Source organism: Dietzia cercidiphylli (assembly GCF_039531545.1).
Lineage (GTDB): Bacteria > Actinomycetota > Actinomycetes > Mycobacteriales > Mycobacteriaceae > Dietzia > Dietzia natronolimnaea.
Map to the genome: position 1 here is coordinate 65397 of NZ_BAAAQG010000010.1, position 22684 is coordinate 88080.

Annotated in this window: 24 protein-coding genes and 1 pseudogene; 16 read left to right on the forward strand and 9 right to left on the reverse strand. The window is 72.0% G+C overall.

Annotation, left to right across the window (positions count from 1 at the left end; all coding sequences use genetic code 11):
* Nucleotides 1-194: 194 nt before the first annotated feature.
* Entirely contained in the window at nucleotides 195-863 is a 669-nt protein-coding gene (locus tag ABD250_RS10895) for a fasciclin domain-containing protein (RefSeq protein WP_375544338.1), read from the reverse strand.
* A 132-nt stretch (nucleotides 864-995) separates the two neighbouring features.
* Between ABD250_RS10895 and ABD250_RS10900 the strand changes: the two genes are divergently transcribed.
* From ABD250_RS10900 to ABD250_RS10910, 3 genes are all read left to right on the forward strand, one after another.
* Nucleotides 996-2576, forward strand: coding sequence for a molybdopterin-dependent oxidoreductase (locus ABD250_RS10900; protein WP_344392236.1), 1581 nt, complete (start codon nucleotides 996-998; stop codon nucleotides 2574-2576).
* Nucleotides 2577-2650: 74 nt separating this feature from the next.
* The gene (gene sigK, locus ABD250_RS10905) at nucleotides 2651-3232 is read left to right on the forward strand and encodes an ECF RNA polymerase sigma factor SigK (protein WP_042329923.1); all 582 of its coding nucleotides are present in this window, start codon (nucleotides 2651-2653) and stop codon (nucleotides 3230-3232) included.
* Nucleotides 3229-4089, forward strand: a complete 861-nt coding sequence (locus ABD250_RS10910; protein ID WP_182658222.1) for an anti-sigma factor — start codon at nucleotides 3229-3231, stop codon at nucleotides 4087-4089. The genes sigK and ABD250_RS10910 overlap by 4 nt, the downstream gene beginning before the upstream one ends.
* A 112-nt stretch (nucleotides 4090-4201) precedes the next feature.
* Here the strand turns inward: ABD250_RS10910 and ABD250_RS10915 are convergent, their stop codons facing one another.
* The gene (locus tag ABD250_RS10915) at nucleotides 4202-5476 is read right to left on the reverse strand and encodes a class I SAM-dependent methyltransferase (RefSeq protein WP_182639316.1); all 1275 of its coding nucleotides are present in this window, start codon (nucleotides 5474-5476) and stop codon (nucleotides 4202-4204) included.
* 11 nt (nucleotides 5477-5487) lie between these two features.
* The gene (locus ABD250_RS10920) at nucleotides 5488-6960 is read right to left on the reverse strand and encodes an FAD-binding oxidoreductase (RefSeq protein ID WP_182659307.1); all 1473 of its coding nucleotides are present in this window, start codon (nucleotides 6958-6960) and stop codon (nucleotides 5488-5490) included.
* Between the two features lie 296 nt (nucleotides 6961-7256).
* Between ABD250_RS10920 and ABD250_RS10925 the strand changes: the two genes are divergently transcribed.
* Nucleotides 7257-7808 (forward strand): DUF732 domain-containing protein, encoded by a 552-nt coding sequence (locus tag ABD250_RS10925; RefSeq protein ID WP_182653824.1) that lies wholly within the window; start codon nucleotides 7257-7259, stop codon nucleotides 7806-7808.
* 18 nt (nucleotides 7809-7826) lie between these two features.
* Here the strand turns inward: ABD250_RS10925 and ABD250_RS10930 are convergent, their stop codons facing one another.
* Nucleotides 7827-9014, reverse strand: coding sequence for a patatin-like phospholipase family protein (locus ABD250_RS10930; protein ID WP_182658170.1), 1188 nt, complete (start codon nucleotides 9012-9014; stop codon nucleotides 7827-7829).
* Between the two features lie 204 nt (nucleotides 9015-9218).
* Between ABD250_RS10930 and ABD250_RS10935 the strand changes: the two genes are divergently transcribed.
* The gene (locus tag ABD250_RS10935; RefSeq protein WP_182640127.1) at nucleotides 9219-9689 is read left to right on the forward strand and encodes a DUF4262 domain-containing protein; all 471 of its coding nucleotides are present in this window, start codon (nucleotides 9219-9221) and stop codon (nucleotides 9687-9689) included.
* Nucleotides 9690-9726: 37 nt separating this feature from the next.
* Nucleotides 9727-10566, forward strand: a complete 840-nt coding sequence (gene aroD / locus ABD250_RS10940) for a type I 3-dehydroquinate dehydratase (protein WP_182658171.1) — start codon at nucleotides 9727-9729, stop codon at nucleotides 10564-10566.
* On the opposite strand, the gene ABD250_RS10945 is transcribed toward aroD, so the two are convergent.
* Nucleotides 10538-11476, reverse strand: a complete 939-nt coding sequence (locus tag ABD250_RS10945; RefSeq protein ID WP_182658172.1) for a LysR family transcriptional regulator — start codon at nucleotides 11474-11476, stop codon at nucleotides 10538-10540. The two genes, aroD and ABD250_RS10945, sit on opposite strands and share 29 nt — an antisense overlap.
* 182 nt (nucleotides 11477-11658) lie before the next feature.
* Here ABD250_RS10945 and ABD250_RS10950 point away from each other — a divergent pair, with 182 nt between their 5' ends.
* On the forward strand, nucleotides 11659-12669 hold the full coding sequence (locus ABD250_RS10950) for a YeiH family protein (protein WP_241730540.1): 1011 nt from the start codon (nucleotides 11659-11661) through the stop codon (nucleotides 12667-12669).
* Complete coding sequence (locus ABD250_RS10955; RefSeq protein ID WP_241730537.1) at nucleotides 12666-13805, forward strand: NAD-dependent epimerase/dehydratase family protein; 1140 nt, start codon at nucleotides 12666-12668, stop codon at nucleotides 13803-13805. The genes ABD250_RS10950 and ABD250_RS10955 overlap by 4 nt, the downstream gene beginning before the upstream one ends.
* A gap of 34 nt (nucleotides 13806-13839) precedes the next feature.
* Here the strand turns inward: ABD250_RS10955 and ABD250_RS10960 are convergent, their stop codons facing one another.
* Complete coding sequence (locus ABD250_RS10960) at nucleotides 13840-14280, reverse strand: SRPBCC family protein (protein WP_179523687.1); 441 nt, start codon at nucleotides 14278-14280, stop codon at nucleotides 13840-13842.
* 48 nt (nucleotides 14281-14328) lie between these two features.
* On the opposite strand from ABD250_RS10960, the gene ABD250_RS10965 reads away from it, so the two are divergent.
* The 3 genes from ABD250_RS10965 to ABD250_RS10975 all read left to right on the forward strand — a co-directional run bounded on the left by ABD250_RS10965 (nucleotide 14329) and on the right by ABD250_RS10975 (nucleotide 15773).
* A complete protein-coding gene (locus ABD250_RS10965; protein ID WP_241730538.1) occupies nucleotides 14329-14559 on the forward strand; it encodes a DUF1697 domain-containing protein in 231 nt (76 codons plus the stop codon).
* Nucleotides 14560-14580: 21 nt separating this feature from the next.
* Nucleotides 14581-14967: a hypothetical protein gene (locus tag ABD250_RS10970; RefSeq protein ID WP_241730539.1), complete on the forward strand. Its 387-nt coding sequence runs from the start codon at nucleotides 14581-14583 to the stop codon at nucleotides 14965-14967.
* Between the two features lie 311 nt (nucleotides 14968-15278).
* Nucleotides 15279-15773 carry a DUF2599 domain-containing protein gene (locus tag ABD250_RS10975; RefSeq protein ID WP_259848158.1) on the forward strand — a complete coding sequence of 165 codons (495 nt, stop codon included), beginning with the start codon at nucleotides 15279-15281 and terminating at the stop codon, nucleotides 15771-15773.
* Nucleotides 15774-15812: 39 nt separating this feature from the next.
* Here the strand turns inward: ABD250_RS10975 and ABD250_RS10980 are convergent, their stop codons facing one another.
* Entirely contained in the window at nucleotides 15813-17219 is a 1407-nt protein-coding gene (locus tag ABD250_RS10980; RefSeq protein WP_344392248.1) for a condensation domain-containing protein, read from the reverse strand.
* A 45-nt stretch (nucleotides 17220-17264) separates the two neighbouring features.
* On the opposite strand from ABD250_RS10980, the gene ABD250_RS10985 reads away from it, so the two are divergent.
* From ABD250_RS10985 to ABD250_RS10995, 3 genes and pseudogenes are all read left to right on the forward strand, one after another.
* The gene (locus ABD250_RS10985; protein ID WP_344392250.1) at nucleotides 17265-18068 is read left to right on the forward strand and encodes an alpha/beta fold hydrolase; all 804 of its coding nucleotides are present in this window, start codon (nucleotides 17265-17267) and stop codon (nucleotides 18066-18068) included.
* 85 nt (nucleotides 18069-18153) lie between these two features.
* Nucleotides 18154-18972 (forward strand): annotated as a pseudogene (gene nadE, locus ABD250_RS10990) (ammonia-dependent NAD(+) synthetase); the annotation flags it as partial.
* Between the two features lie 60 nt (nucleotides 18973-19032).
* Nucleotides 19033-19584, forward strand: a complete 552-nt coding sequence (locus tag ABD250_RS10995) for a cysteine hydrolase family protein (RefSeq protein WP_259848170.1) — start codon at nucleotides 19033-19035, stop codon at nucleotides 19582-19584.
* A 43-nt stretch (nucleotides 19585-19627) separates the two neighbouring features.
* On the opposite strand, the gene ABD250_RS11000 is transcribed toward ABD250_RS10995, so the two are convergent.
* The gene (locus tag ABD250_RS11000) at nucleotides 19628-20641 is read right to left on the reverse strand and encodes a pirin family protein (RefSeq protein WP_344392252.1); all 1014 of its coding nucleotides are present in this window, start codon (nucleotides 20639-20641) and stop codon (nucleotides 19628-19630) included.
* A gap of 89 nt (nucleotides 20642-20730) precedes the next feature.
* Nucleotides 20731-21363: a YdcF family protein gene (locus ABD250_RS11005; RefSeq protein ID WP_179523694.1), complete on the reverse strand. Its 633-nt coding sequence runs from the start codon at nucleotides 21361-21363 to the stop codon at nucleotides 20731-20733.
* A 125-nt stretch (nucleotides 21364-21488) separates the two neighbouring features.
* On the opposite strand from ABD250_RS11005, the gene ABD250_RS11010 reads away from it, so the two are divergent.
* Nucleotides 21489-22163, forward strand: coding sequence for a DNA-3-methyladenine glycosylase family protein (locus ABD250_RS11010; protein WP_182658967.1), 675 nt, complete (start codon nucleotides 21489-21491; stop codon nucleotides 22161-22163).
* 9 nt (nucleotides 22164-22172) lie between these two features.
* Nucleotides 22173-22670 carry a thiol peroxidase gene (gene tpx, locus ABD250_RS11015; RefSeq protein WP_182639628.1) on the forward strand — a complete coding sequence of 166 codons (498 nt, stop codon included), beginning with the start codon at nucleotides 22173-22175 and terminating at the stop codon, nucleotides 22668-22670.
* The last annotated feature ends 14 nt before the right edge of the window (nucleotides 22671-22684 follow it).

Consider the following 22684-nt stretch of genomic DNA (forward strand, 5'->3'; position numbering starts at 1 on the left):
CTTAAGTATGCACCGTGACGCGCCTCTGTCAACCCCTCGTCCACGATCACGCCGACCGGAACACTCTCGCGGCGCGGGTGCCGGTGGTCCGGCCGCGGGACCCGACGAGGCCCGGGCCGACGCTCTCGCGTCGACCCGGGCCTCGGTGCTGCCGGAACACTCAGGAGGTCAGGGCCTCCCGGGGTCCAGTGGGATCACTCCTCGGGAACCATGACCTCATCGATGAGGTAGACCGTGGCGTTGGCGGTCTGGACGCCACCACAGATCACGTTGGCACCGTTGACGGTGAGCTCGTCACCGGAGCCCATGACCTCGACGTCCGCGCCGTTCAGCGTGGTCTGCATGCCCTCGATCTCGTCAGGGGTGATCTGTCCCTCGACAACGTGGTAGGTCAGGATGCTGGTGAGCAGCTCGGGATCGGTCTGCAGCGCCTCCATCGTGGCGTCGTCGACCTGCGCGAACGCGTCGTCGACCGGCGCGAACACGGTGTACTCACCGTTGTTGAGCGTGTCGACCAGGTCGACCTCCGGGTTCACCCCGCCCGACACGGCGGCCGTGAGGGTGGTGAGCAGCGGGTTGTTGGAGGCGGCGGTGGCGACCGGCTCCATGGCCATACCGTCGACCGAGCCCGGCCCGTCCGGGTTGGCCTCGGCGTAGTCCGCACACCCGGGACCGACCAGCATGCCGGCCGGCTCCGCCATGGGAGAGGTCTCTTCGGTGGTCATTTCGGAGGTCATGGGGGCGGACGTGGTGCCCTCGGCCTCCATGCCGCCTTCGTCGTCCGCGCAGCCGGCCAGAACGAGGCCGCTCACGGCAGCCGCCGCCGCGATCGATGCCATACGGCGGGAGATCGTCATGCTCATGGTGTTGGTCCTTTCAACAGAGCCTTGCGTGCTGGGTCACAGGGTTCTTCGGCACTGCTGTCGAACCGGATGGGTGGCGCCCGAAAAAATCTTCCGAACCGTCCGGCGAGGCCTGAGCTCCGAACTCCTGATGTGGACACCACCCAGCCCAGACCCCGCGTGACGGCCCAGATCTCCGCGGGGATCCTCTCGACCGGTATCGCCCTCGCGGTCGGTCACGCGATCGCGGGACTCATCGCCCCCGGGTCGTCACCCTTCCTGGCGGTGGCCGACTCCGTGGTCGACCGCGCACCCGCGGCCGTCCGCGAGGCGACCATCGACGCGCTCGGGACGGCGGACAAGCCCGCGCTGCTGATCAGCCTCGCCGGCATCCTCGCGGTGCTCGGCGTGGTGGTCGGCCTACTGGAGCGTCCGCGCCGCCCCATCGGTTCCCTCATCATCGTCGCCCTCGGTCTCACGGGAACGCTCGCGGCGGTGACGCGTCCGACGGCCGGACCCGCGTGGGCGCTGCCGACCCTCGTGGGCACCGTCCTCGCCGTGGTGGCGCTGCGTCTGATGATCGGCGCGTTGTTCCCCGCACCCGCGAGCCCGTCCGGAACCGCGGACGCCGAGCACCCGGTCCCGGGCCCGGGCCCGGATCGACGTCGCTTCCTGGTGCTCGCCGGGTCGGCCGTGGCCGTGATCGCGGCGGCGGGCGCGACCGGGGTGGCACTGACCCGCCGCGCGGCCGACGCGCTCGCCGAGCGCACGGGCCTCCAGCTGCCACGGGTGTTGAGCCGCAACGCCGCCCCACCGGTCCCGGAGGGGATCGTTCCCGATGCCCTCGGGGTCACCCCGTTCGTCACGTCCAACGAGGAGTTCTACCGCATCGACACCGCGCTGCGCGTCCCCGCGCTGACCACCGCGGACTGGCGGCTGCGGATCCACGGGATGGTGGAGAGGGAGATCGAACTGGACTGGCAGTCACTGACGAGCAGGGAGTTCCTGGACCGGATCGTCACCCTGACCTGCGTGTCCAACGAGGTCGGCGGCAACCTCGCCGGCAACGCGACCTGGACCGGCTTCCCGATCGCCGAACTGCTCGCCGAGGCCGGCCCCCTTCCCGAGGCCGACATGCTGCTCTCGACCTCCGTCGACGGGTGGACGGCGGGCACCCCGCTCGAGGCCCTCACGGACGGCCGGGACGCCCTGCTGGCCGTCGGGATGAACGGCGAACCCCTGCCGCTCGAGCACGGGTACCCGGTCCGGCAGGTCGTGCCCGGCCTGTACGGCTACGTCTCCGCCACCAAGTGGGTGGTGGACTGGGAGGTCACCCGATTCGACCGCGCCAGCGCCTACTGGACCGACCGGGGGTGGGGTGAGCGGGGACCCATCCTCACCGCGAGCCGGATCGACAGGCCCGCCCCCCTGGCCCAGCTGGAGCCCGGCCCCGTCGTGGTGGCCGGGACGGCATGGGCCCAGCGCCGGGGCATCGACCGGGTGGAGGTACAGGTCGACGACGGTCCGTGGAACGAGGCGACGCTCGCCGAGGAGTACTCGATCGACACCTGGCGCATGTGGTCGTGGACCTGGGACGCCGAGCCCGGCCTGCACACGCTGTCGGTCCGGGCGACCGACTCGACCGGTGAGGTGCAGACGGAGACTCGACAACCGCCGATCCCCACCGGGGCCACGGGCTGGCACAACCGCACGTTCCGGGTGTCGGGGACATGACCGTCCTCGACACACCCCTCCTCACCACCCGCCCGTCCCGTGCGTTCGGACCACCTCGCATTAGACTGTCCCCCGTGTCCGAGCCCACCGCCCCGTCGCTGGCCGATCCGGGGCGCCTCCTGGAGCTCTCCGCGGCCGGGGATCTCGATGCCTTCGCCCGCTTCTACGACCTCATGGCGCCCCGTGTGCACGGTCTCGCACTCCGGGTCCTGCGCGACCCCGGGTACGCCGAGGAGACCGTCCAGGAGGTGTTCCTCCAGGTCTGGAAGCAGGCCTCGGGGTACAGCCCGAAGCTCGGGTCGGTCCACTCCTGGGTACTGACCATCGCCCACCGGCGAGCGGTGGACAGGGTGCGGTCCGAGAGCTCCGCGGCCCGGCGCGACGAGGCGGACGCCGCCGCGGGGATCACGCACTCCGGCGACATCGCCGACCAGGTGACCGAGGAGATCACCCGGGAAGAGGACGCCGCGGACATCCGTCGATGTCTCGGGGAACTCACCGAGAACCAGCGCGAGTCCATCGAGATGGCGTACTTCTCCGGGTTGACCTACCGGGAGGTCGCCGACCAGCTGGGGTCCGCACTGCCCACGATCAAGTCACGAATCCGCGACGGCCTGCGCCGTCTCAAGAGCTGCCTGGGAGGTGAGCTGTCATGACCGTCCGACACCACGATCACCCGGGGTCCCCGGACACGGTTCATCCCGAGGACCTCGACCTCTACGCCCTGGACGCGCTGGACCAGGAAGAGGCGGACGCCGTCGAGCAGGCGCTCGTCGCCGCGACCCCGGATCAACGCAGCTCGATGCTGGCCCACATCCGGTCCACTCGGGAGGTCGTGGCCGATCTGGTGGCCGACGCCGACCTCGACGTCCCGCCGCCGCCATCCCTGCGCACCAGGGTGCTCGACCTGGTCACGGCGGAGGCCGGGACCGGACACGATGCGCCCACCCCGGATGCCGACGACACCGGTGACACCGGGGGCGCGGCGGTGGTCGACCTGAGCCAGATGCGCGAACGCCGGCGCCCCGGGACCTGGACCTTCCTCGCCACCGCGGCGGCGGCCATCGTGTTGGTGGCCGCGGGGGTGACCATCGGGCGACTGACGGGCGACGCGGGACCGGAGGACAACCTCCCGGTCGCGTCCCCGCCCGCCGCGACGATGCCGGACGAGGTCACGTCCCTGCTCACGGCGCCCGACCTCGAGGTCTCGCGCGGTCAGGTGGGCGGCACCGGCAGCGCCACCGTGCTCGCGTCCAAGACGGCCGACATGGCGGTCATCTCCATGACCGGGATCCCGGAGCCGGCCGAGGGCCGCGCCTACCAGCTGTGGCTGATGGGTCCGGACCACGACCCGATCCCGGCGGGCACGATGGAGTCCGGCGAGGTGGGCCCGTCGCCCTCCGCCGAGCTCAGCGGGATCCGCAACTCCGCCCAGATCGGGATCACCGAGGAGCCCGCGGGCGGCTCCCCGGCCCCCACGGGTGAGGTACTGCTGGCCCTCGACCTGGCCTGAGCGCGCGACCCGGCCTGAGCGCGCGACCCGGCCCGAGCGCGCATCCTGGCCCGAGGGGCGCGACCCGGCCCCGACGGTGTCCGGGCGGGATCGGCCGCTCAGGCCCGGCGGCTCACGGCCGCCACCACTGCCGCAGGGGAACGTCCCAGGTCATGGTGTCGCCGAGCCGGACGGCCAGGATCTGATGGAGCTGGATCTTGTTGTGCTCGAAGCCGTACTGGCAGGCACCCATGTAGAGCCCCCACAGCTTGGCCATCGGTTCGCCCACCTCGTCGACGGCCTCGTCCCAGTGCTCGACCAGGTTCGCGCACCAGTCGCGCAGCGTGAACGCGTAGTGCTGGCGGAGGTTCTCCTCGTGGACCACCTCGAACCCGGCGTTCTCCGCCTCGAGGTGGACCGTCCCGGCACCGGCCAGTTCGCCGTCGGGGAAGATGTACCGGTCGATGAAGGCACCCGCCTTGACCGAGCGCGAGTTGTCCGGCCGGGTGATGCAGTGGTTGAGCAGCCGACCCCCCGGCCTCAGGTAGCCGTGCAGCCGGGTGAAGTAGTCGTGGTAGTTCCTGCGCCCGATGTGCTCGGTGATGCCGATGGAACTGACCGCGTCGAAGTCACGCTCGGGAACGTCGCGGTAGTCCATCAGCCGGACCTCGGCGAGGTCCCCCAACCCCTGGTCCCGGATCGCGGCCTGTCCCCATTCGACCTGCTCGCGCGAGAGCGTCACGCCGATCGCCCGGACCCCCCGGGCGGCCGCGTACCGCACCATCCCGCCCCACCCGCAGCCCACGTCGAGCAGACGGTCCCCGGCCTTCAGTCCGAGCTTGTCGAACACCAGCCGGTACTTGTTGTCCTGGGCCTCCTCCAGGCAGACCCCGGCGTCGGGGTAGCACGCGCAGGTGTAGGTCATGGAGGGCCCGAGGATCCACTCGTAGAAGCGGTTGGACACGTCGTAGTGGTAGCTGACCACCTCCGAGTCCCGCTTCTTGGAGTGCCTGCGCATGCCGTGCGCGACGCGACGCCACGCCGCGGGCACCTCCTGCTCGGGAATCGGCAGCATCGTGATGTTCTCGCGCCCGATCGAGCGGGCGATGCGCGCCATCGTCCGCAGGTCCGGCGTGTGCGTCATGGTCTTGCGGAAGACCTCGAGCGCGCCGAACACGTCATGCGGCGCACCGGGATGCACCCCGTCGACCTCGAGCTCGCCCATGAGGTAGGCGCGGGCCAGTCCGAGGTCGCCCGGCGCGGTGACGAAGTACTGCAGCGCCCTCCGGCTCGTCAGGCGTAGCACCAGCTCGCTGTTCTCCGGGCCGAACGCCGACCCGTCGTAGGCCTCGATCCGCAGGGGCGGCTCCCCCGTCGCGAACGCGGCGACGATCTCGCCGATGGTCATCCTGTCCGTTGTCACCGTGCACCCACCGACTTGTCATAGAGGGTCGCGAAGCGGCCCCGGGGATCGAATCGCGTCTTGAGATGTGCCGCGTGCTCGCCGCCGTACAGCTGGTCGAACTCCTCGCGGGAGTAGAAGACCTCGGAGTAGAGCGACTTGTGCCCGCCGAGCCGGGAGACCTCCTGTTCGATGCGCCGGTTCCACGCCCCCTCGGCCATGCCGGGCTCGATCGGCGCGGAGGACCAGAACCCGATGTTGACGTACGTGGTCTCCGGCGCCAGCGGATACAGCGGCCACGGCCGGTCGGAGCCGGGGCCGCCGCCCACACCCGGCGCGGGCGTGGACTCACGCAGCCGCAGCGGGCAGATCCACAGCGGCTCGATGGGCACCTCCCGCAGGAACCACTCGAGGAACTCCTCGGTCCGGTCGATGGTCACCTCGACGTCCTGCACCACGCGCTCCCGCGGGCCCTCGCCCTTGAGCGCGCCGATCCTGTTGCCCAGGTCGTATCGGTGGTCCAGGCCGATGATCTTCCAGTACGCCGACGACCTCAGCAGCTGTTGCGGCCACCACCGGCGGATGCCGGGGTTCTGCACCCCGAACGCACGCGAGCACCAGAACCAGTCGGTGTCCCAGCGCCACAGGTAGTCGCGGATGGTCAGCCGGTCGCGGGCCACCGAGCCGGCGGGGCCGCCGTGCTGGATCGACCGGTAGTAGATCGCCTGCTTGTCCCGCACCCCCGTGTAGTCCGAGACGGGGCCGGGCTCGTCGGTCCGCCGGCCCAGCGTCAGGTAGGACTCGCCCGCCGAGAAGACGACCCCGTCCAGGAAATCGACCTCCTCGTCGTCGTACGACCCGGACTCGCCGATCCGCGCCAGCCCGTCGGTCAGCGCGGCGAGGGAGTCGAACCGGACGTGGCGCAGTCCGACGTACCGCTCGACCGGTTCGAGCGCGATGCGCAGCCGCACCGCGTACCCGAGCGAGCCGTAGGAGTTGGGGAACCCGCGGTACAGCTCGCGCTCCCGGTCCGTGCCGTCGGGGCGGGCGGTGACGATCTCGCCCGTGCCGGTGAGCACGTCCATCTCCAGCACCGACTCGTGGGGCAGTCCCAGCCGGAAGGAGCTGGACTCGATGCCCAGTCCGGTCACCGCGCCGCCGAGGGTGATGGTCTTGAGCTGCGGCACCACGTACGGCATCAGCCCGTACGGCAGGGTGGCGTCCACCAGGTCCTCGTACGTGCACATGCCCTGGACGTCGGCGGTGCGGGCGTCCGGATCCACGGAGACGACGCGCGTCAGGCCGGTGGTGTCGAGGCCGGGCGACGACGACGAGGCGCGCGGCCTGAAGAGGTTGGACGTCTTCTTGGCCAACCGGACGGGCTCACCCCGGGGGACCGCCTCGAAACTGGCCAGGAGCCGACGGACACCCTCCTCGTGGCGCCGGGGCCCGACGATCAGCGATCCGGACAGACGACCATGAGTGCCCATGCGTCCCACCCTAGTAGCGGTCGGCCACCATCGGAGTTGATCCGGCCGCGGCTCACCCCGGTGGTCCGGACACGGGTGTCCCGTCACCTCGGCGGGCGGGGAGCGGAGACCGCGTGGGTCCCGTCTCGAACACGTCTCGATTGGGACACCGGTCATCTCGGTCGGGCCAAACGATCCCGAGCCCGGTGGCCGGATACGTAGCCTTCCCGGCAGACCGACCCCCGCACCCGTCTCCACCGCCACGAGCAGACCGTGCATCCGCACCACCCTGTCACCGACACCGAGGAGGGCCCGCCATGACCACACGAGAGCACCGAGCCGACCAGGCCACCAGGAGCGCCCGCGGGGTCCGTCCGGTCCGCCGTCGTGCCGTCGCGGCGGCATCGGGGCTGGCCGCGCTCGCCCTGATCCTCGGGGCGTGCGGTGAGGAGGGCACGGCCGAGGAGGCGGTCGGGGAGGCGACCAGCGCGGTGGGGTCCGTGGCCGCCGAGGCCACCTCCGCGGTCGGGGACGCCACCGACGGCGACGGGCCGACGACCGGCGAGCAGCCGGCCCCGGACGGGGACGGCGGCGACGACCGGTCTCCCGAGGAGCAGTTCCTCAGCGAGATCAGGACCGTCGGCGTGGACGCCGAGGACGAACAGGGTTATCTCACCCGGGGGCGCGACGCCTGTGCGTCACTCGACGGCGACATGGGCTACGTCGACGTGGTCCGGCAGTACAACGACGCCCACGCCGATGCGCCGGTGACCGAGGCCCCGGTGGTGGTGGCGGCCGCGGTCAGGGCGTTCTGTCCCCAGCACCTGCCGCAGGTCGGCCAGGACGAGGGCGGAAACCAGGGCGGCTGAAGCCGAGAGGGGCCCGTCTCACAAGCCCTCCCTGTCCAACGCCTCCGCGGTGAGCCGACGGCCGAGTTCGATCATCTCCTCCGCGCGGTGGAAATCGAAGGCCGAACACGAGTCGGACGGCACCTCCACGAGGACGTCGGGGCGGTTCCCCGCCATCCGGTAGCCGGTGAGGATGCTCTGCATGGCCTCGATCGACTGGGAGACCACGTCGAAGATCCGCAGCGTGCCCGGGAGGGACTCGAGGCTCCGATCGTCCGCCTGGGCGTCGGCCCGGACCTCGCGTTCGCCCTCCTCGACCGCCTCCTCGACCTCCGGTGACGGCTGCGCCGACCCTCTCGGGGTGGCGTCGTCCCCGGTCCGGGAATCGCCCCCGGCGCCCCGCCCGGTCGGGTCGATCCCGGGTGCGTCCAGCCCGGCGGTGTCAGGACCGGCGGTGTCCGGACCGGCCGCGTCCGCCCCGGAGGTGTCCTGACCGAGGCGGGCCGCGACCAGTCTGACCAGGTCCGCGTCCCGCACGTCCGCCGCCGCCGTCCGGATGCGTCCGGAGAGCCTGGCGGTGGTCGCGGTGACGGTGCCACCCTTCTTGGACATCTTCGGATCGGCCACGGCCGAGGGCTCATCGGGGTCCGAGCTCTCCTGGAAGGTGGACCCGCGGATCCCCGCCCGACGCCCGGTCAGCGACACGGCCAGGACCAGATCGCTCTCCACGGAGGCGAGTGGCTCGAGCGGGACCGGGTTCGTCACGCCGCCGTCGATCATCAGGCGCCCGCCCACGATCGCCGGGGTGACGATGCTCGGGATCGCGAACGACGCACGGACGGCGATATCGGCCGGGCCCCGGGTGAACCACACCTCGCGCCGCGCCCGCAGGTCGGTGGCCACCGCGGTGTAGGGGATCGCCAGATCCTCGATCCGCACGTCATCGAGCATCTCGCCGATCACGCCCATGATCTTGTTGGCGCGGATCGCTCCCCCGCCGGCGAAGGACACGTCGAGCAGCCGCAGGACGTCCCGCTGTGCCAGACCCCGCACCCATTCCTCGAAACGGTCCAACTCGCCGGCCGCGAGCAGCGACCCCACGACCGCCCCCATCGACGCCCCGGACACCCCGACCACCTCGTGCCCGCGCGACTCGAGCTCGCGTATCGCCCCGATGTGCGCGTATCCGCGCGCCCCACCGGAACCCAGTGCCAACGCGACCTTCATCCGATCCCCCTCCGTCGTCCTCACTCGTGCCCGGTGCCCACACACCGGGGCCGTCCCCTCAGCGGATTCGCCTCCAGTGTGCACCGGCGCGGCCCGCGCCATCCCGGCACCGGGCCGACCGTGTCGTAGGCGCGGTCTACCTTCACCATCGTATCGAGCACCTGTTCGATACCCACGATCACCGAACACACAACAGGAGTTCCCGTGTCCCACACCGTCATCCGGTTCCGCCCCGTCGCCGCCATTGACCCCGACATGGCGCGCGTCGCCGCCGACATCGACCGGTTCGGCCTGCACCTGGTCCACGTGGGCGAGGGCTGCGCCTGCGAGGACTGCGAGTCCGCCCCACTGCCACCCGACCAACGGTTCGGATACACGGTCGGGCTCACCGATCGCGGACACCCGGAACTCCTGGCCCGCGGCCTGGGCGCCCGGGAGACGGCCGCGTTGCTCACCCGGTGGGGCGGGTCCGTCCTGGACGGCCGGGTTCTCGACGCCGGCCACCTGCTGTGCGAGGGCCCCGACGGACCGACGTGGGAGCTCGTACCGGTCCGGCGCCCCTCCAGGACTCTGCGGTGGGCGGGTCGCTACTACCGCACCACCGGTACCGGCGGCCTCACCGCACTCGAGCTGGTCCCCGCCGGGCGGCCCTGCCCGTGCGACGGGTGCTGCTGAGACCACCGCACCGGTGGGGCCGTCGTAGGGTCTACTCATGCCCCGCCATCGGCTCGTCCTGGACGCCCGTTCGCCCTCGATCATCGTCCCGCTCACGGGTCGGGATCTCACGGAGCTCGCCGAGCAGATCGGTGCGCTACGCAGCGCCGACTCCGAGTTCCGGAGCACTCCCGTGAGAGGGACCCCTCCGGCCGGGGTCTCACCGGACACGGACCGACTGGTCGACGTGGTCGAATGGCGTGTCGACCTCTACGGACCCTTCACCGCCGGGGCCGGGAGTGATCCGGACCCGGCGGTGCAGGCCCTGGAGCAGATCTCGGCTCTGTTACCGGGACTGCCGGTCCTGGCCACGTTCCGCACCAGGTCCGAGGGCGGGGGTGCGGAGATCTCACCGGAGGCCTATGTCGCGCTCGTCGAGGCACTCGCCTCGACGGGCATGGCGGCCGCGTTGGACGTGGAGTACCGGCACCCGCACGCAGAGGACGCGATCACCGCCGCCCGCCGACACCGCACCCCGGTGGTGGCGTCCAACCACGACTTCGACGCGACCCCGCCCGCCGAGGAGATCGTGGCGCGGCTCACGGCCATGGAGGACGCGGGGGCGGACGTGGCCAAGATCGCCGTGACGCCGCGATCCGCGGCCGATGTGGTGACGCTGCTGTCCGCCACCGAGGAGCGATACCGGGCCGCTCGCATCCCGCTGATCACCATGTCGATGGGTGGCCTGGGGGCGGTCACGCGGCTCGGCGGTGGCCCGTTCGGCTCCTCGGCCACCTTCGCCACGGTGGGCGCGGCATCGGCGCCCGGCCAACTCCCGGCCGAGGGGGTCCGCCACGCGCTGGATCTGCTCAGCGGACGGTCCGCCCCTCGGGGGTGATCACGTCCGCGCGCTGGTGGCTCCTCCGCGCGAGGGTCACCAGCTCACCCGCCGGGCCGGTCAGCTGACGCGGCGGCCGCCACACCGCGCGCAGTTCCCGTCGCAGGTCCAGCCCGTCGATCTGGATGATCTTCAGGGCGCCCGAGGCCACCTGATCGGCCACGGCGAGCGTGCTCATCCCCGCCGGTCCCACCCCGTCCAGGACGCTGGTGCGGATAGCGGCCGCGCTGGCGAGTTCGAGCAGTGGAGCGGGGCGCTCGTACTCGTGGAGTGCGCGGTCCAGGGTCGTCCGGGTGCCGGACCCCGGTTCCCTCACCACCAACCGTGTGGCCGCGAGCTCGGAGATGGTCACCGGGGTGCGGCGCCGGGCCCACGGATGGGTCGGCGCCGCCACCACCACGAGCCGGTCGCGCGCAACGGTACTGGTGTGCAGACCGCTGGGAACCGTCGGGGACTCGACGAACCCGACGTCACAGGTGCCGTCCAGAACGAGTTCGGCGACCCTGACGGAATTGTGGACCTGCAGGTGGATGTTCACCTCCGGCAGCACGCCCCTCAGTGCCCCCAGCCAGCGCGGCATGAGGTGTTCTGCCACGGTCATGCTCGACCCCACCGTCAGCGTGGCGGACCGCTCGGACTGCAGGCTCTGCGCCACCTCCAGTAACTGGGTCGTCTCGGCGAGGACCCTCCGCGCCCAGTGGGCGAGCACCGTCCCGTGCGGGGTCAACGTGGCGCCCCGCGGGTGCCGACGCAGCAACGGCGTGCCGAACCGCCGCTCGAGATCCTTGATCGCCCTGCTCGCGTTGGGCTGCGCCATCCCGACCCTCCGGGCCGCCGCGCTCAGGCTCCCCTGGTCGTCGACGCCGATCAGCAGCTCCAGGACGGCCAGGTCGGGCCACCTCCGTGTCATGCAGACAGCATATGGCTCCGCTTCGGGCCATGCCTGTGAGATATGGACGGATACCGGACTGCCGGCTACCGGACGGGCCCGTCCGCGTCCATCCTGGAGACGTGACCACCCCCCTGACCGCCCGGCGACGCGAGCACGGCCACGCAGCGGTGTCGCGGGCCTCGGACTCGGCGACGTCCGGACTGACCGGCGTGCGGGTCAGGGCACGAACGCTCGCCCCGGGCACCGCGTTGACGCTCGCCGGAACAGCGGCGGCGCTGGGGGTCGGCCACCTGGTCCCCACCCTCAACCCGATGCTCGTGGCGATCGTGCTGGGTGCCGCACTCGGCAACACCGTGCGCCTGCCGGCCCGTGCCACCGCGGGCCTGGCGTTCTCCTCGCGCACCCTGCTGCGGGTCGGCATCGCCCTGCTGGGTCTGCAGCTCCTGCTCGGGGACATCACCGCGCTGGGGTGGCAGGTCGTCGCGCTCGTCGTCGTCATCGTGGTCCTGGGAATCGCCGGCACCATGGCGCTGGGGGGCGCGCTGGGTCTCGGCTGGACGCAGCGCCTGCTCATCGCCTGCGGGTTCTCGATCTGCGGCGCAGCGGCGGTGGCGGCCGTGGACAGCGTGTCGGACACCGACGAGGAGGAGGTCCTCACGGCGATCACCCTCGTCGTCATCTTCGGCACCCTGATGATCGTCGCGGTCCCGGTTCTGTCGGGGGCACTGGGCCTGTCGGACACCGCGGCGGGCATGTGGGCCGGCGGATCGATCCACGAGGTCGCCCAGGTGATCGCGGCAGGCGGGGCGATCGGCGGCGGCGCCCTGGCGGTCGCCACCGTCGTCAAGCTGGCCCGGGTCCTGCTGTTGGCCCCCGTGGTCACCGTGATCAGCCTCCACCGGCGACGGACGACCGGTACCGACGCCCGGGGGACCCGGCCGCCGCTGGTCCCCGGGTTCGTCGTCGCGTTCCTCGCCCTGGTCCTCCTGCGCTCGTCCGGGCTCGTCCCCGACCCGGTCGTCGACGCCGCCTCGCTTGCGCAGACCGTCCTGCTCACCTGCGCCATGTTCGCCCTGGGGATCGGTGTGCGGGTGGCCGCGATGCGCAGGGTCGGCGCACGCCCGGTCATCCTGGCCGCCGCCTCGACGGTGTGGGTCGCCGGCCTCGCGTTGGCCGGTGTCCTGCTCATCGCCCCGACGCTCGGCGGTTGACGGCCGCGACCCGGGAGGTACCGTCGACCGGACTGACGGGCTCGGGCGAGGAGGCCGGAATGCGGATCGTCATCATCGGCGCGAGCGGGAACGTCGGCACCGCGCTGCTCCGTCGTCTGCGCGAGACGCGCTCCGGCGACCGACTGGTCGGGCTCGTGCGACGGCCACCGGATCCCGTCGGCGAGTACCGCGGAGTCGACTGGCACGCGCTGGACGTCTCCGGTCCGGACGCGGCCGGCGAACTCGGTCGACACTTCGTCGGGGCGGACGCCGTCGTCAACCTGGCCTGGGGTTTCCAACCCACCCGCAACATCGGCTACCTCGAGAGCGTCGGGGTCGGCGGGACCGCCGCGGTGCTCGGTGCCGCACAGTCGGCCGGGGTGGGCCTCCTGGTCCACATGTCCTCCGTGGGGACCTACGCGCCGGGCCGCCACGGTGAGCACGTCGACGAGACCTGGGCGAGGACCGGGGTGCGGAGCTCGGCGTACAGCCGACACAAGGCCGCGGCGGAGACGCTCATCGACGACCACGAGAGTCTCCTCGGGGCCGATGCCGTGCCCGTCGCCCGGATGCGCCCGGGCTTCATCGTCCAACGAGCGGCGGCGAGCGGACTGACCCGGTACGGACTGCCCGCCTATCTGCCGGCGCATCTCGCGCCGCGGGTCCCGCTGCTGCCGGTCGACAGGAGCCTGTGCCTGCCCCTCGTCCATGCCGACGACGTCGCCGACGCCGTCGTGCGAGTGATCGAGCAGGGCGCCACCGGCCCGTTCAACCTCGCGGCCGAACAACCGCTGACCAGTGACGACCTCGCAGAGGTGCTCGGGGCCCGGGCGGTCCACATCCCCCTGCCGCTCCTCGGGGCCCTCGTCGGTCTGACGTGGCGGGCGCGCCTGCAGCCGGTGGACCGCGGATGGCTGGACCTGGCGTACGCCGTGCCCCTGCAGGACTGCGCCCGGGCCCGCGACGAGCTCGGATGGGCACCGGCCTGGGCGCCGACGGAGGCCATGGCCGACCTGCTCGACGGCATCGCGCACCTCGCCCACACCGGGAGCGCACCACTGCGTCGCAGATCCGTGCCCGACCTGGTGCGCCGCGATCTGACCGACGGACTGATCTCCTCCCGCCGGTTCTCCTGACCGGATCCCACCCCCGAGGGCTCGGGGCGGATGATCAGCCGTGCCGCCGCAGGACCTCGTCCCGCAACCCCGTGGTGGCCACGTCGGCGATGTGCTTCTGCGCCTTCTTGACCACGGCACCCGGCAGCTTGATCTTGAGATCCACCTCGAGGTCGAAGACGACCTCGGTGGTGCCGTCGCCGTTGTCCGTGAGCACGTAGCGGGCGTTCTGGACCTTCTGGGAACCGCTCTCGACCAGGGACCAGCTCACCTCGCCGTCGTACCACTCGTAGCGCACGACCATCTCGTCGGTGACGCCGTACTGGGACACCCGCTCCCACACGACGATCGGCCACCCCTCGTCGTCGGCCTCCCTGACCTCGACCGCACGGTGGGCGCTCGACCAGTCGACGAGGGACTCGACGTCGGCCAGGACCTCCATGATCTCGGGGACGCCGGTCTCGATCTTCACAACGGACTGAACTGACACTGCCATGGCGGGAAAGCTACCCGCGCGGGCCTGCCCCGGGAGGAAGATCGGGACATGAGTACCGGATCGGCGGGCCCACACGCCGGGGAGCATCGCAAGGTCGTGCTGCTCCGCGGGATCAATGTCGGAAAGAGCAACCGGATCGCGATGCCCGACCTGGTCGCGTGCACGGAGGCCGCGGGCGGGACGTCGGTCACCACGGTGTTGGCCACCGGCAACGTGCTCGTCACCGATCCCCGACCGGTGACCGGACTACGCGCGGCGCTCGAGTCCGCGTATGCGTAGAGGTTCGACTACACGGCGGTCGTGCAGGTCCTCACCCTCGACGCGGTGGCGACGGTGGTGGCCGCGTACCCCTTCGACGCGCTGCCCGAGCACCACGACTACGTGGTGTTCTCGGACGACCCGGAGGTGACGACCCGGGTGACGGTGGCGATGCGCGCGGCCATCCGGGAGGTCGGCGAGGCGGCCGCCGGCGCCGACGCGCATGCCGGGGCCGGGCCGGCCACCGACAGTGAGACGACCGTCAGCACGGAAGCGGTCGCCGAGGGCGCGGGCTGTGTGTACTGGCGTGTCCCCCGCGGCTCGACGCTGACCTCCGACGCGTACAAGGTGCTCGACGGCCGGGAGAACAAGCGTCACCTCACCACCAGGAACCTCAGGACCCTGGACAGGATCCTCGCCGCGGGGTGAGTCAGGGACCCGGTGGAAGCCAGGGACCCGGGTGGGTCAGGGGCCCTCTACGGACGCCCCGATCGTGTCGACCAAGCCCGCGAGGGGCCCGAAGATCGCCGGGAAGATCCCGTCCCAGAACATCTGCAGCTGGCTGAAGTCGATAACGGGCATCAGTAACACTCCTCGCACCGGGGTGGTGAGCGGACCCTCCGCGGCCACCGGGTTCCCCGGAACACAGGATCGCGGCACGGACGCCGAATGCGCAACCCCACACGCCCCGCGAGTCTCTGAAGCGAACCCGCGAACCGCCGCCTGGCAGACTGCCCTCGATGCCCCATGACCCCGCCCGACCGCTCCTGGCCGCCGCGGCGCTGCTCGCGATCGCGGCCGCGACGGGCTGCTCGGATGCCGGGACCGGGCCGGATGCGGGCCCTTCCGTGGACCGGACCACCTCGTCGTCGTCGCGGGACCTGCCACCCCCGGCAACGCCACCGACTCCCGGGACCCCGACCTCCGCGCTCCCGCTCATCGCCTCGGCCACGTGGGCGGACTCGGACTTCGGCGTCACGCTGATGGTCGCGCCCACGCCGGCGGGCCGGGAGGCGTCGGGCGTGCAGGACGCGGACGCGGCCTGGCGGGAGGTGCTCGCCCTCGCTCCCGACGGGGACACTCCCGGGATGCGGGAACAGTTCGACTGTCATTGGACGTGGGCGCGGATCCTCGAGCCGGACAAGCCCACCTGGAACCTGGAGCCGTGGCGTCCGGTCGTGGCGGACGAGCAGATGCTGGCCGAGGGCTGCAACCCGGGAGGACCGGAGGTGTGAGCGCTGCCGCCGCTGGGCGGAGGTCAGGCCGGGCGGAGGTCAGGCGGGGACGACGGCTCGGCCCGGCGTGGCTGCGGGCCGCTCCCCGTCGTCCGGGTCCCTCGGCCCCGCCACGCCTCCCCGAGCACGCGGCCCCGGCCCGTGGAAGGACCGCCGGACCAGGCCCGCGCACAGTTCGTCCAGCCAGCCCCCCACCGAGACGCGGGCCCGGTCGGTGTCCGGGTAGCGGCACCGCACGTGCAGACCGGAGCCGTTGACCACGAACCACACCATCACCCCGTCAGTGCGGATGGCCGCGGACACGTGCTGCGGGCCCAGGCTCAGGTCCACGTCGATCGGCAACCGGCGGTGGTCCAGCCAGGAGATGGCGAACATCCCGGGCGTGTGCGGCATCCCGCCGTGCGGTTCGAGGATCGGCCCCAGGGCGTGTGACCCCAGCTCGACGGCGTCGCGGACCGCGGCGGCGCAGGCCCGCGGGTCCGGATCGGAGCATTCGATCACCGAGTTGGTGATGAACCAGCCCACCGAGTCGTGCCACCTCTCGTGGTGGCGTGAGTGGACGGGGAGCACCGCCCGCAGGCCCACCCCTCCCCGCCGACGGAACACCGCCGTCATCTCCGCCATCGCCAACGCGACCATCCGGACGCCGCCCGCCTCCGCCTCGGCGTCGAGCGCCGCCACGCCGTCGGGGTCGAGCACGTCGCGGACCTCCACCACCTCCTGCCGCGGGGACGAGATGTCGCCCAGGTCGAGCGGGAAGACCGGCATCCCTCCACCGGCGAGGATCTGCGCCCACCTGTCGTGCACCCGGGGCGGGGCGGGCGGACGCTCCGCCAGCTCCCTGGTGTGCTCGGCGAACGCGGCCACCGGGGCCAGGCAGGTGCCGGGTTCGAGTCCGCACGCCAGATCGTCCAGACAGGAGCAGAAGTCCCGCAACAACACGAGCAGCGACCACGCGTCGACGTGCGAGTGGTCCAGCCCGATCACCACGACCGGCCGCTCGTCCCCGCCCTCCGGCTCCACCAGGCACAGCGCGTGGGACGGCGTCGCGAACGGGCAACAGGCCTGGTCGAAGACCCGGCGCACCACCGATCGGGAGTCCTCGTCCCGCCGCGCCGACTCCACCCGCCAGCCGATCGGGTGCACGGCGACGGGGCGCAGCCGCAGCTCGTCGTCGTCCTCGTCTCCCCCCACGAGCACCGTCCGCAGGGTCCCGTGCCGGGCGATCACCGCGAGCCACGCCCGCGCCACCTGGTCGCGATCGGCGGGGAACGGCAGCGCGAACGCCACGGCCATCCACGACCCGGCGCGACGACCGAGGGAGGCGTGGCGCGCCTGGTCGAAGGACGGCGCCGTGTCCTCGCCCTGAACTGGGGTGACGTGCGTCGCAAACCGGTGCACGACGCCGGGCGAGAGCGACATCCGCGTTACGGTGGTGAGCCTCATGGTCCGCACGGTAGGAGCGGCGTGTTACGGGGAAAGGCGCGGAGTGTGACGACGACGAGACGGCCGTACACCCCGGCCGGCGGCAGCGGGACGACCCTCGCCCACGATCTCAGGGGCGACGGGCTCCCGGTCGTGCAGCTGCACGGCCTGTCCTCGAGCCGGCGACGCGACGAGGTGTTCGGGCTGGACCTCACGGCGGGCCGGGACGGTCTTCGCGTCCTGCGCTACGACGCCCGGGGGCACGGCGGGTCACCGGGGTCCACCGATCCCGCGGACTACACGTGGCCGGCGCTGGCCCGCGACCTGCTGACGATGCTCGACGAGATCTTCCCGGGTCGCCGGGTGCACGGGGTGGGCCAGTCGATGGGGGCGGCCACCCTGCTCACCGCCGCCGTGGCCGAGCCGGACCGGTTCGCCTCGCTCACGCTGGGGATCCCGCCGACCGCCTGGGAGTGGCGGCGCGAGCAGGCGACCCTCTACGACCTGGCCGCCCGCCAGGTCACACGCTGGGGAGGGACCCGATGGGCCGAGACGACCCGGCAGCCACCCACCTCCCCGGCGATCGACCCCGACCGGCCGTTCACCGTCCCGGACGTCGCGGACGAGTGGTTGCCGGCGGCGTTCCGGGGCGCGGCCCTCTCGGATCTCCCGTCGCGCGCCGAGGTCGCGGGGGTCGGCGTGCCGGTGCTCCTGCTGGCCTGGCCGGACGACGCCTCGCACCCGCTCGCCGTGGCCGAGGAGCTGCTGGGCCTGCTCCCGGACGTCCGCCTCGAGGTGGCGCGGTCGCCCGCCGAGGTGGCGGCCTGGCCGCGGATCGTCGGCGAATTCGTCCACGACGCCGGCGCCTGACCGATCACCCCACCCGGCGCCGGGGGTCCACGCACCGAGGGTCGTCCGGTGGCAGTCGCGCCGGCATCGCCAGCACACTGGGCCCATGCGCGCGACACAACGACAGATCATCGACGCCCTCGGCGTCCGTCCCCGGATCGACCCCGCCGAGGAGGTGGAGCGCCGGGTGCGGTTCCTGGCCGACTACCTGGGTGCGAGCGGGGCGAAGGGCTTCGTGCTCGGGATCTCGGGCGGCGTGGACTCCTCGTTGGCCGGCCGCCTGGCACAGCTGGCGGTGGAGAGGGTGCGCGCCGACGGTGGCGAGGCGGTCTTCGTGGGGATGCGCCTGCCCTACCGCGTGCAGCACGACGAGCACGACGCGGTGGCGGCCGTGGAGTTCGTGGGGGCCGACGAGACCCTCACGGTGAACGTCGCCCCGGGCGTGGACGGGCTCGACGGCGAGATCCGGCAGGCCGCCGGCGAGGAGCTGACGGACTTCACCAAGGGCAACACCAAGGCGCGCCACCGCATGGTCGCGCAGTACGCCGTGGCCGGGGACCGCGGGCTACTGGTGATCGGCGCCGACCACGCCGCCGAGAACGTCACCGGGTTCTTCACCAAGTTCGGCGACGGTGCCGCCGACCTCCTCCCGCTGTCCGGGCTGGACAAACGCCAGGTCCGGGAGCTGCTCCGTCACCTTCAGGCGCCGCGACAGCTGTGGGACAAGGTGCCCACGGCCGACCTCCTCGACGAGGCCGAGGGCCAGACCGATGAAGAGGAACTGGGTATCAGCTACGACCACATCGACGACTACCTCGAGGGTCGCGAGGTGCCCGAGGACGCGGCCCGGCTGATCGAGGAGGCGTGGCACCGCAACCGGCACAAGCGCACCACCCCCGTCGAGGTGGCCGACACCTGGTGGCGGCCGGCCGGGAGGATCGGCGACCAGGCCGGCGAGCAGGCCGGCCGGCGGACGGCGCTGGTGGTGATCGACATGCAGAACTCGTACTTCGAGTTCCCCGAGCTGGCGGCGGTGCGGGACGAGCTGGTCGGCTCGGTCAACGAGCTGATCCGCGCCGCCCACGAGGCCGACCGTCCGGTGGTCCTGGTGCGGACCGAGCACGCCGAGGACCGCTCCACCTGGACCCTCAACATGCTCGAGGACGACCAGGGCTTCGCGTTCCCCGGCACCGAGCAGGCCCGGTTCCTCGACGGGCTCGCCACCGGTGACCACGTGGAGGTGGTCAAGACCCGGGACAGCGCGTTCTTCCGGACCGATCTGCGGGCGGAGCTGGACCGGCTCGGCGTGGGCCACCTCCTCGTGTGCGGCGTGTCGACGCACAGCTGCGTGGCGCAGACCGCGATCGACGGCTTCGCCGAGAACCTGCACGTGGCGGTGGCCCGCGGTGCCATCTCGTCCGACAACCCGCCGCTGTCGGAGGCGCTCCTGGAGTTCCTGCAGGACCAGATGCGCCAGCCGCTGCTGGACCGGGCACAGAGTCTGGAGCTGCTGCGCACGGGCCGCTGGCCCGACTGAGCGGCGGGCCGGGCGGCTCAGCCGGAGCCGCGCCCGGACGGGCTCAGCCTGAGACGACCGGCCGCTTCTCGCTGCCGTCCGGGTAGCGCGCGAAGCGGGTCTCGCCGTGGGCGTGGACGGGGTCGTTCCGGTCCAGGTGCCAGGTACCGAACACGCCGGCACGGTACTCCTCCATGGCGGTGACGATGTCCTGGCGGGTGTTGCCGACGAACGGACCCTGTTGGACCACGGGCGCCCCGATCGGCCGGGCCTGCAGCACGAGGAACGCCGCGCCGTCCTCGCCCGCGCTCACGGTGACGGCCTCGGGGGCGAGCACGGCGGCGTCGTAGCCGAGCCGCTGCCCGTCGGCGGTCAGCTCGCCGCCGTAGTTGTACAGGACCCGGGAGGCGGACGGGTCGAACGCCGGGAGCTCGGTGCTGACCCCGGGGTCGAGGGTGACGATCCAGATGGCGAGGTGGCTGTCCGGGCGCGCGGCCCAGGAGTGCGGTGGCGGGTCGAGTGCCCGGATCCCGTCGATCTCCCCGGCGATCACCCGGACGCGCGCGGCGGCCCCCTCCTCACCGCGGACGACGACCGGGGTGTCCTCGGACCAGAACATGTCGAAGTACGGCTCGGCGGACTTGTCCTCGGGGGCCAGGTTGAGCCAGATCTGGAACAACTCCATGGTGTTGGTCGCGTCGGGATCCAGCAGGGGGAACATCTCCGAGTGCGAGATCCCCGCACCGGCGGTGAGCCACTGTGTGTCACCGTGACCGAAGCGGGCGGCGGCGCCCAACGAGTCGGAGTGGTCCACCACGCCGTCGAGCACCACGGTGACGGTCTCGAAGCCGCGGTGTGGGTGCTGGGGGAAGCCGGGCACCTCTGAGCCGTGGTACATCGACCAGCCGTCCTTGCCGGAGAAGTCGCCTCCGATGGACCGGCCCTCCAGGGAGGCCGCGGGACGCATGGTCTCCCCCTCGGCCGCGGGGAACTCGTCGCGGTGGTGGACCGCGAACAGGAACGGGTCGACACCGGGCCACTGCGCGCCGAGCGGGACTACCTGACGGATGGCGGACACTGGCCTCTCCTCTGACGGGACGGTAATTGCTGTCGCGTCATACAACTCCGGGCCCTGGCGGTTTGTTCCCTCCCGCGGCCGAGCCCGGGTCAGCCCCGGGCCACCACTCCGGTCACCGGAATCCGGCCGTCGACCGCCTGGCGGAAGTTGAGCACCGCACGCTGGACGTGGTCGCCCGTGGAGACCACGACCGCGCCGGTGGTCCCGCGCTCGCGGAAGATCTGGTCGGTGAACCGGGCGTTCTGGACCGTCGAGTTGGAGTTGCCCTCCTCGGTGATCCGCCACGGTGCGATCCCGGCGCCGCGGAGCCAGTCGCCCATCGCGCGGGCCTCCGTGCGGCCGTTCTGCGGGACTCCACCGGTCACGATGATGCGGGCTGTGGGGTACTCCCGCGCGAGCCGGAAGCCTGTCCTCAGCCGCTCCTCGAGCACCGGCCGGATCCCCCCGTCGGGATAGAGGCCCGCGCCCAGGATCACGATGTCGGTGGTGAACGGATTGACCGTGAGCACCGCCGGGTCGTCGCTCGTGAGCGCGTCCAGGCCGCCGCACATCTGCAGCATCGACTGGTCGACATACTGGCAGCCCACCATGGTCAGCCCGTTGTAGAGCGCGGTGCCCGACGGGAGCTCCGCCGAACCCGCGGATGCGGTCCCTGCACCGGCCCCCAGCGCGAGCGCCGCCGTGGCCGCGACCGCTGCGAGACGGATGTGTGTCCTACGCACGATGGCGTTCCTCCCCCGAGAAAAGTGTGTGACTCATTTCGTGACCCGATAGTTATCGGTAGCCACGGTACCGCTGTTACCCGTGAGGCAGGATGGGTCAGAAAACCGCCCGGTACCCTGCTCGTATGCCCGCAGGATACGACAAATCGGCCGCGGTCCGATACCTCTCCCGAGCGGACCCCGAGCTCGGACGCCACATCGAGACCGTCGGTCCGTGCACCCTCGCGCCCGCCCCGGACGCCGGACCGCACACCCTGTTCGACCGCCTGGCCTCCTCGATCCTGTCCCAGCAACTGTCGGTCAAGGCGGCCGCGAGGATCGCCGGTCGCCTCAGGGAGCGGGCGGCCGGGCCCCGGCATCTCGACCCCGGCCTCCTCACCACCCTCTCCGACGACGAGATCCGTGCCTGCGGGGTCTCCCGACCCAAGATCGCCGCGCTCCGCGACCTCGCCGACGCGGTGGGGACCGGACGGATCCCCACCCTGGCGGAGCTGGAGGAACTCGACGACGAGGAGGTGGTCGCCTCCCTGACCACCGTCCGCGGGGTGGGCCGGTGGACGGTGGAGATGCTGCTGATCTTCCTGCTGGACAGGCCCGACGTGTTCCCCGTGGCCGATGTCGGCGTCCGGCGCGGATTCGAGCGGGTCACGGGACTCGACGGACCCCCCACCGCCACCCGGATGCTCACCCGTGCCGAGAGCTGGGCCCCCTACCGGTCGGTCGCCTCCTGGTACCTGTGGCGGGCGGTGGACCAGACCGGCCAGGCAGTGCCAGCGCCGCCCGCGCCCGCCGTCCGGTAGAACGGACGCATGGCAACCACCGCATTCAAGGGAAATCCCGTCACCACGTCCGGCGAGCTCCCCGCCGTCGGCACCACCGCCCCGGCGTTCGAGCTGGTCGGCACCGACCTGTCAGCCGTGACCTCCGAGTCGCTGGCGGGCAAGAACGTCGTGCTCAACATCTTCCCGAGCGTCGACACGGGCGTCTGCGCCCAGTCCGTCCGCACCTTCAACGAGAAGGCCACCGGCCTGGACAACACCGCGGTCGTCAACGTCTCGGCCGATCTCCCCTTCGCGCTCAAGCGTTTCGCCGCCGACGAGGGCATCGAGAACGCCTCCGCCGGTTCCACCTTCCGCAGCGATTTCGCCTCGACGTACGGCGTCACGATGGCCGACGGCCCCCTGGCCGGCCTGTGCGCCCGCTCGGTCATCGTTCTCGACGCCGAGGGCAAGGTCGTCTACACCCAGCTCGTCGACGAGATCACCACCGAGCCGGACTACGACTCCGCGCTCGCCGCTCTCAACTGATCACACTCACGACC

Excerpts from the sequence above, each read along its gene's own strand:
- ABD250_RS10920 (WP_182659307.1), bottom strand. The coding sequence starts at position 6,960 with ATGGGCACTCATGGTCGTCTGTCCGGATCGCTGATCGTCGGGCCCCGG.
- ABD250_RS10965 (WP_241730538.1), top strand. The coding sequence starts at position 14,329 with ATGAGTACCGGATCGGCGGGCCCACACGCCGGGGAGCATCGCAAGGTC.
- ABD250_RS10975 (WP_259848158.1), top strand. The coding sequence starts at position 15,279 with ATGCCCCATGACCCCGCCCGACCGCTCCTGGCCGCCGCGGCGCTGCTC.
- ABD250_RS10910 (WP_182658222.1), top strand. The coding sequence starts at position 3,229 with ATGACCGTCCGACACCACGATCACCCGGGGTCCCCGGACACGGTTCAT.
- ABD250_RS11010 (WP_182658967.1), top strand. The coding sequence starts at position 21,489 with ATGCCCGCAGGATACGACAAATCGGCCGCGGTCCGATACCTCTCCCGA.
- ABD250_RS10960 (WP_179523687.1), bottom strand. The coding sequence starts at position 14,280 with ATGGCAGTGTCAGTTCAGTCCGTTGTGAAGATCGAGACCGGCGTCCCC.
- ABD250_RS10925 (WP_182653824.1), top strand. The coding sequence starts at position 7,257 with ATGACCACACGAGAGCACCGAGCCGACCAGGCCACCAGGAGCGCCCGC.
- ABD250_RS10915 (WP_182639316.1), bottom strand. The coding sequence starts at position 5,476 with ATGACCATCGGCGAGATCGTCGCCGCGTTCGCGACGGGGGAGCCGCCC.
- ABD250_RS10930 (WP_182658170.1), bottom strand. The coding sequence starts at position 9,014 with ATGAAGGTCGCGTTGGCACTGGGTTCCGGTGGGGCGCGCGGATACGCG.
- ABD250_RS10980 (WP_344392248.1), bottom strand. The coding sequence starts at position 17,219 with ATGAGGCTCACCACCGTAACGCGGATGTCGCTCTCGCCCGGCGTCGTG.
- tpx (WP_182639628.1), top strand. The coding sequence starts at position 22,173 with ATGGCAACCACCGCATTCAAGGGAAATCCCGTCACCACGTCCGGCGAG.
- aroD (WP_182658171.1), top strand. The coding sequence starts at position 9,727 with ATGCCCCGCCATCGGCTCGTCCTGGACGCCCGTTCGCCCTCGATCATC.
- ABD250_RS10945 (WP_182658172.1), bottom strand. The coding sequence starts at position 11,476 with ATGACACGGAGGTGGCCCGACCTGGCCGTCCTGGAGCTGCTGATCGGC.
- ABD250_RS10895 (WP_375544338.1), bottom strand. The coding sequence starts at position 863 with ATGAGCATGACGATCTCCCGCCGTATGGCATCGATCGCGGCGGCGGCT.